The 271-nt window shown below is 50.2% G+C and carries 1 pseudogene; it reads right to left on the bottom strand.

Features of this window, described 5'->3' with window-relative positions:
- A pseudogene (locus ACYP03_RS26275) lies at window positions 1–271 on the bottom strand (ABC transporter substrate-binding protein); the annotation flags it as partial.

Below are 271 nucleotides of genomic sequence, written 5' to 3'. Positions count from 1 at the left end.
AGAGATTTATGGTGAATCTGGTAATGGATACCGTGTGCCAGCGGAATAATCGGCACTTCATCGCGCAATATTCCCTGAGCATACTGATAGTAGTCCATGCGTTGATCCAGCTTTGTGGTGCGTGACGCCAGTTCAAGCAGGTTATCAAACTGAAGGTTGCACCAGTTTGCGACATTCAGGCCAGCCTGTTTGGCGCTGCAAGACAGCAACGGCCGAAGGAAATTATCCGGATCGCCATTATCCGCAACCCAGCCTGTCAGTGTCAGATCTA

The organism is Photobacterium sp. R1, assembly GCF_054600795.1.
Note: the sequence above shows the minus strand (reverse complement) of the source record. Positions and strands in the feature narration are given on the sequence as shown.